Genomic DNA, 6,273 nt, shown 5'->3' with positions numbered 1-6,273 from the left:
TTCATGACGCCTTCCTGCAGCTCGGCGGTGACGTTGGAGAGCCGCTGCAGCGGCACCTTGAACTCGCTGTCCTCGTTGCGCCGCGAGATCTCCAGCAACTGGTTGCGGGTCAAGACCAGCTCGGAGACCATGGTCATGAGGTGTTCGAGGGTGTCGACATTGACCCGGATCGACTGGTTGGCGATCTTGTCGCCTTCCTGGACATCGCCTTCCGTCGCGGCCTTGCGGGCCGGCTTCCTGGCGGCCTCCGTCGGCTCGGCTGCGGGCGCTGCGGCGGCCGGCTTGGCAACGGGCGCCGGCGCGGGTATGGCGACTTCGGTCTCGGTCTCGCGGAACGCGCGCTCGAGCTCGTCGAGCGAGACCTCGCCCGGACGCAGCGGACGCTCCAGCGTCTGCGCCACCAGCGTGCCCGCGGTGACGTCGGGCTGCACCGACGGCGCCTCGACGACGGGGATGCCAGCTTCAGATTCAGCAGCAGACATCGCGGCCATGCCGTGCTCGACCATGGCTTCCAATTGATCGATCAGGTCGCGGTCGTTGCCCTCGGGCTCGGCCTCGGTGGCCTCGAGCCCCGCCAGAATCTCCTTGATGCGGTCGATCGAGGACAGGATCAGCGTCACCGCCTCGGCGCGCACCGGCATGCCGTCGCGGAATTTGCCCATCAACGTCTCGCCGGCATGCGCCAGCGCTTCCAGCCGCGGCAGACCGAGGAAGCCGCAGGTGCCCTTGATCGTGTGCACCAGCCGGAAGATGTTATCCAGGATCTTCGCGTTGTTCGGATCCTGCTCGAACTGCACCAGCTGGTTGTCGACCGTGTCCAGGCTTTCGCTGCTCTCCGTCAGGAACTCGCGCAACAGATCGTCCATCGGAATCGCCCCTCAACGTGCTACGGAACAGCCGCCTCGCACCGATAACCCCGCCGGCTTCACGGCGGCGTTAATTTTGTCGTCCGTGCAAATACGGACGATGAGGTAATTCAAATGGTTGCGCGATGATTACGACGTCGCGTCAGTCTCGACGGAACGGGCACTTATCACCCGTATGGACAAGACGGTGTTCCGCCTGCGACCGTCACTTGAATCAAATTGGATCAAGCGCCCTCGAGTCCGACGGTGCACGATCGCATCTCGCCAATTGCGAGCGTTGACTGAAAATCACAACCGGCCGACCGCATCAGCCCCACAAAACAGAAGCGGCGGAATCTCCTCCGCCGCTTCCAAAGTCGATGTCTACCGTGGCTATGCTTAGCGGAGCAGCTGCAGCACGCTCTGCTGGCTCTGGTTGGCCAGCGCCAGCGCGGACACCGCGATCGACTGGCGGGTCGACAGCGCCTGGCTGTTGGCCGCTTCCTCGTTGGTGTCGGCCAGCGTCAGGTTGGACGAGCCGGTCTGCAGCACGTTGATCAGGTTCTTCGAGAAGTCCTGGCGGATCTGCACGATCGACAGGTTCGAACCGAGGGTCGAAGCCTGGGTGCGCAGCAGGCCGCTCGCCGTGTTGAGGGTCTTCAACGTGGCGTTGGCCGAAGCGTTGTCCAGGAAGTCGGTACCGGCGGTCAGCTTGGAGAGGTTGAGACCGGCGGCATTGAAGGTCACGCCCTGGATCTTCAGCGTCGAGGTGCCCGTCTCGTTGAAGGTCAGCTTGAGCTGATCGCCGTTGAGCAGGTTGATGCCGTTGTAGGACGCGTCCTGGGAGGTCGTGGTGATCTGGTCCAGGATGTTGTTGTACTGGTTGACCAGGTTGGCGCGATTGGCCAGCGCGGTCGGATCCTGCACCGGCGCACCCGCCGTCAGGCCGGCGAACGGAGCGCCGACACCGGCAGCGGTACCGCCGATGGTGCCGATCGTCGCCGACGCGGCATCGTTGGTGGTGCTGATGGTGATCGCACCGGTCGAGCTGAGCGAGGCCTGCAGGTTGTTGCCCGCGAGCGCGGCGTTCAGATCGTTCAGCGACTTCACCTGGCCGGCGCCGGTGCCGAAGGTGATGTTGGTGGCGGTGCCGTTGCCGGTCGCACCGATCGTCAGCGTCAGGTTGTTGAGCGGGCTGGCGCCAGCCGTGCCGTTTGCGGTCGCCGAAGCGCCGGCCGGGAGACCCAGCTGCGTCGCGTCGCCCGAGCTGAACGTGCCAACGGTCAACGTGTCAGCAGTGCCGGCAGTGCCGGTGCTGGTCAGAACCAGCCTGCCGGTGCCGTCGATCGTGGCATTGACGCTGGCGCTGGTGCCGACCTGGGTGTTGATGGCATCGCGGACCTGCGCAGCGGAGTAGTTCGCGCCGGAGTTCAGCGTCACGGTCTGGCCGTTCACCTGGAACGTCAGATTGGCGCCGGCTGCGGTGAGGTCGATGCCGGAATAGGCGCCGGTGCTGGTGAGCGACGCGTTGGTCGGGGTTGCCGTGCCGAGCAGATTGTCGGCGGTCGCACCCGCGATCGCGGTGGTGGTCACCTGCGACTTCTGCGAATAGCCGACCGCGGCCTGCAGCGCCTGGTTGGCGACCGACTTGGCGCTGTCGACCAGCTTCTGCAGCGAGGTGATGCCGGTGTTGGCCGCCTGCAGCACCTGCACGCCGTTGCTGATGCCGTCCAAGAGGTTGTTGATGTCGCTGGCGCGGTTGTCCAGCGCTTGCGCGGTGAAGAAGTTGGTCGGGTTGTCGAGAGCCGTGTTGACCTTCTTGCCGGTGGCAAGGCGGTTCTGCGTGGTGGCGAGCAGGTCGGCCGTCGACTGCAGCGAAAGCAGATTCTGACGGACCGATGCTGAAAGAACGATGCCGGACATACTGATACCCTTCTGGATGAACACGTTGACGCGACGCCGCAAGTTTCATACGGCGCTCCGTGCCACACTGGGCTGTCCGCGCTACCCGTTCGTTAAAGCGCTGCTCCGTACAAATACCCAGAAGCGCACGGCCAGGTAATTCTACGGGCCGCCCGCACGGCCGCTCCGGCCTGACCACGCCGCAGCGGCGATGGAACGCGGCGGCACGGCGGATTTACCGAGGATTCACAGGGCTTCGGCGATCGACGCCGCGGGTGTCTGAAGCGCGCAATGAGACGGAATCGCGTTCGCGGCGACGTCAGTCCGGGCGAGGACAAAGGTTAACGCAAATCAACGAATACCACCAAAAGCTGTAACTCTTCCGATTACTCCGCCTGCTTGCTCCCTGATTTTGTGTCGAATCGGCATCAGCATCGCGCGAACTGGCACGACACCGGGCTGTCTGCCCTGTAGAGGGTATAGATCGGACACCACAACCCTTGTGCAATTGGACAGGCAAGCTATGTTCGCTTTCATTCCATGCGCCAAGAGTAGGTGATGCGAGACCGTGTGCTCCCGCCCTCGGCAGGAGCTCCAATGTCTGCGGTATCGCGTCCGCCCAATCGTCTCTTGCAAGCCCTGCCCGCGGCAGAGTATGCGCAGCTCGATCCACTTCTCGAAACCGTCGAGCTGACCAAGGAAGCGATCCTGGCCGAGGCCGGCGCGCCGGTGCAGCGGGTCTATCTGCCGCACAGCGGCGTGATCTCGCTGATGGTCAATCTGTCGGACGGGCAATCGGTCGAGATCGCCACGGTCGGCCGCGACAGCATCGTCGGCGCGTCCGCCGCGCTGCATGGCTGGCCGCTGATCGCGGATGCGATCGTCGTGGTGCCGGGCACGGCCTCGGCGTTATGGGCGGAAGATTTCCGCGAGGCGGTCGATCGCAGCGCCACCTTGCGGACGCTGATCGCCCGCTATGAGCAGGCGTTGGCGGCACAGACCCAGCAGTCCGTCGCCTGCAATGTTTCGCATCCGGTCGAGGCGCGGCTGTCGCGATGGCTGCTGCGGGCCAGCGACCTGTGCGGCAGTCAGGCGTTGCCGCTGACCCAGGAGATGCTGGCGCAAATGATCGGGGTCCGGCGCAATGCCGTCTCGATCGTCGCCCACGGCTTTCAGCAGGCCGGCATCCTGCGCTACAGCCGCGGCCATATCGAGATCATCGACATCGAGGGTCTGCGCAAGTCTGCCTGCGAGTGCTATGCGACGGTCAAGGCGCACGCAGAGCAATTGACCGAGAACGAGGATTGACGGCGGCACAGCAGCCGCGCAAGCTGCTGTTTTCGATTGAGACATATCAACAGCATGCGGCGATGGGCCTGTTTTTATCGCATGCAGGACGTGTCAAGATGAGTTGCAGCAACGTCCAGCTGCACGCCTCAGCCTGGTGCCCAGAGACAAGTTTGCCCGCGAGGCAGGAGGTCGCTTTGGATACGGTTCCGCGATCGCCCAATGGCTTTCTCTCGTCGCTGTCGGCGAGCGATTTCGAATTGATCCGGCAGCATTTGCGCCCGGTCGACCTCGCCGCCGATGCGGTGCTGATCGAGGCCGACGAGGTGCTCAAGCGCGCCTACATGCCGCACAAGGGCGTGATCTCGCTTGTGGTCAAGCTCGCAAGGGGCGAGCGCGTGCAGGTCGCGATGGTGGGTCGCGACAGCATCTTCGGTGCGTTCGCCGGCATCGGCGAGGCCCCCTCGCTGAACAGCGCCGTGGTGCTGGTGCCCGGCGTCGCCTCGTCGATCGACGTTACGGTGTTGCGCGCGGCCGCCAGCCAGAGCCCGACGCTGCGCGCGATGCTGATCCGGCACGGCCTCGCCGTCTACGCCCAGATCCAGCAAACCGCCGGCTGCAACGCGGTCCACACTGTGGAGTCGCGGCTGGCACGATGTCTTTTGCATACGCGCGATCTCTCCGGCAGCAACAAGATCGTTCTGACGCAGGAGACCATGGCGCAGATGATCGGCGCGCGGCGCAACAGCGTCTCGCTGGTCGCCCACACGCTGCAGCAGGCCAACTTCATCCATTACAGCCGCGGACACATCGAGATCACCAATCTCGATGGCCTGACCAGGACGGCTTGCGAATGTTACGCCACGGTCAAGGCCCAATATGCAGGACTGCTGCATGGCCAGGAGCCTTCTCGGGGCCAGGAGGCTTCTCAGGGTCAGGAGCCTTGCGGCGGCCAATCGCCTGAGACCCGATGAGACCTCGTCGAATCGGCATCGCCTTGGCTCCTCGTTTGAACCTCCGCCCGCGCTTCGCGTGTGTCGCGAGGCAAGACCGCTCCACACTTTTTCGGACCATGTGAGCCGTACTTCTACGGCTCGCGATTTTCACCGTCGGATAACGTTGCGTCCCCACTGTTGCCTGGACGCGCGGGGGAGCCGATGTTCACGTACCAGACGACCGACCGGAAGGAGGCCAGGCGCTTCCGTATCGCCCAGTTCAACGGCCGGTCCGCCACCGCCCGCTGCGCCGAGGGCGCGATCACGGGCCGGGTGCGCTCGATCGTGGAAAGCGGCTCCGGCGACCGGCCGGCGTGGATCATCACGATCATTCCGGACGAACCAAAGGCCGCCGCGCCGGCGACGCGGCCCGCGCCGCGGGTCTATCTCGCCACCGAAGATCACCTCTGAAAATTCCGGTCCATGGTGCTGCAGCAAACGCGCGGCGTTTGCACAGCCCGGCGCGCGCTCAGGCGGGATGCAGCAGCGCCTTGCGGACGAGATCCGCGGTGTTGCGCGCACCGAGCTTGCGCATGGCTTCGGCACGATGGCTCTCGAACGTGCGCGGGCTGATGTTCATGCGCAGCGCGCCCTGCTTGTTGGAATAGCCGTTGCTGATCAGGCTGAGCACTTCGCGCTCGCGCTTGGTCAGCGGCTTGCGGCCGGCCTCCGGCGCGAACATCACGTCGGGTGAGCGGTCGCGGGCCGGCTTGTCATCGCGAAGCGGCCTGAGATCGGCGGCAGGGATCGCGTTCGGATAGAGATCGGAAATCTGCTTCAACATCGCCGACACGCGTTCGGTCTGCTCGAGCGCGTTCTCGATGACCTGCCGCAGATAGACGCCGTTCCCCGGCGCCTGTCCGACCTGATGGCTGTGCTGCTTCAGCTCATTCATATAGAGCAGCAGCGCCGTCACCGGTCCGTTGAACTGGCGGACAATGGCCGCAGCGGATTCCTCGACCATCTGCGTCCGATGCATCAGCGACGGAGCAACCTCCCGGCCCTCGAGCGGCTGCGTCTCGAGCGGTGCGCCGCCATTCATCCATGGCGAAAGGCGGGCCTCGGCTCGATTGTCATGTTGCGTCATAAATATGGTTTACCGAAGGTGAACTTGTGACTGGGTTAACACGGCGGCCCGTAAAACTACGGGTGACGCAACTGTGATCTGGGGCCCGGGTCACCCAAGAGACGCAGATTGCCCCCGATTTGGCAACGAAACCGGCATATTCGAGTCGAATTACAGA

The 6,273-nt window shown here is 64.4% G+C and carries 6 protein-coding genes; 3 read left to right on the top strand and 3 right to left on the bottom strand.

Annotated features, from left to right (window positions below; genetic code table 11):
- Both J6500_RS26940 and J6500_RS26935 read right to left on the bottom strand, forming a co-directional pair.
- Nucleotides 1–866: Hpt domain-containing protein (locus J6500_RS26940; RefSeq protein ID WP_225715727.1), on the bottom strand; the 866-nt coding region annotated here is incomplete at its 3' end.
- 378 nt (nucleotides 867–1,244) lie between these two features.
- Nucleotides 1,245–2,768 carry a flagellin N-terminal helical domain-containing protein gene (locus J6500_RS26935; RefSeq protein ID WP_225715726.1) on the bottom strand — a complete coding sequence of 508 codons (1,524 nt, stop codon included), beginning with the start codon at nucleotides 2,766–2,768 and terminating at the stop codon, nucleotides 1,245–1,247.
- Between the two features lie 576 nt (nucleotides 2,769–3,344).
- Here J6500_RS26935 and J6500_RS26930 point away from each other — a divergent pair.
- The 3 genes from J6500_RS26930 (at nucleotide 3,345) to J6500_RS26920 (ending at nucleotide 5,440) form a co-directional block, all read left to right on the top strand.
- On the top strand, nucleotides 3,345–4,055 hold the full coding sequence (locus J6500_RS26930) for a Crp/Fnr family transcriptional regulator (protein WP_225715725.1): 711 nt from the start codon (nucleotides 3,345–3,347) through the stop codon (nucleotides 4,053–4,055).
- Between the two features lie 176 nt (nucleotides 4,056–4,231).
- Entirely contained in the window at nucleotides 4,232–5,008 is a 777-nt protein-coding gene (locus J6500_RS26925; RefSeq protein ID WP_225715724.1) for a Crp/Fnr family transcriptional regulator, read from the top strand.
- Nucleotides 5,009–5,191: 183 nt separating this feature from the next.
- Complete coding sequence (locus tag J6500_RS26920; protein WP_225715723.1) at nucleotides 5,192–5,440, top strand: hypothetical protein; 249 nt, start codon at nucleotides 5,192–5,194, stop codon at nucleotides 5,438–5,440.
- Between the two features lie 58 nt (nucleotides 5,441–5,498).
- Here the strand turns inward: J6500_RS26920 and J6500_RS26915 are convergent, their stop codons facing one another.
- Entirely contained in the window at nucleotides 5,499–6,116 is a 618-nt protein-coding gene (locus tag J6500_RS26915) for a response regulator transcription factor (protein WP_376707865.1), read from the bottom strand.
- Nucleotides 6,117–6,273 lie beyond the last annotated feature (157 nt).

This window comes from Bradyrhizobium semiaridum (assembly GCF_020329505.1).
GTDB classification, from domain to species: Bacteria; Pseudomonadota; Alphaproteobacteria; order Rhizobiales; family Xanthobacteraceae; genus Bradyrhizobium; species Bradyrhizobium semiaridum.
Note: the sequence above shows the minus strand (reverse complement) of the source record. Positions and strands in the feature narration are given on the sequence as shown.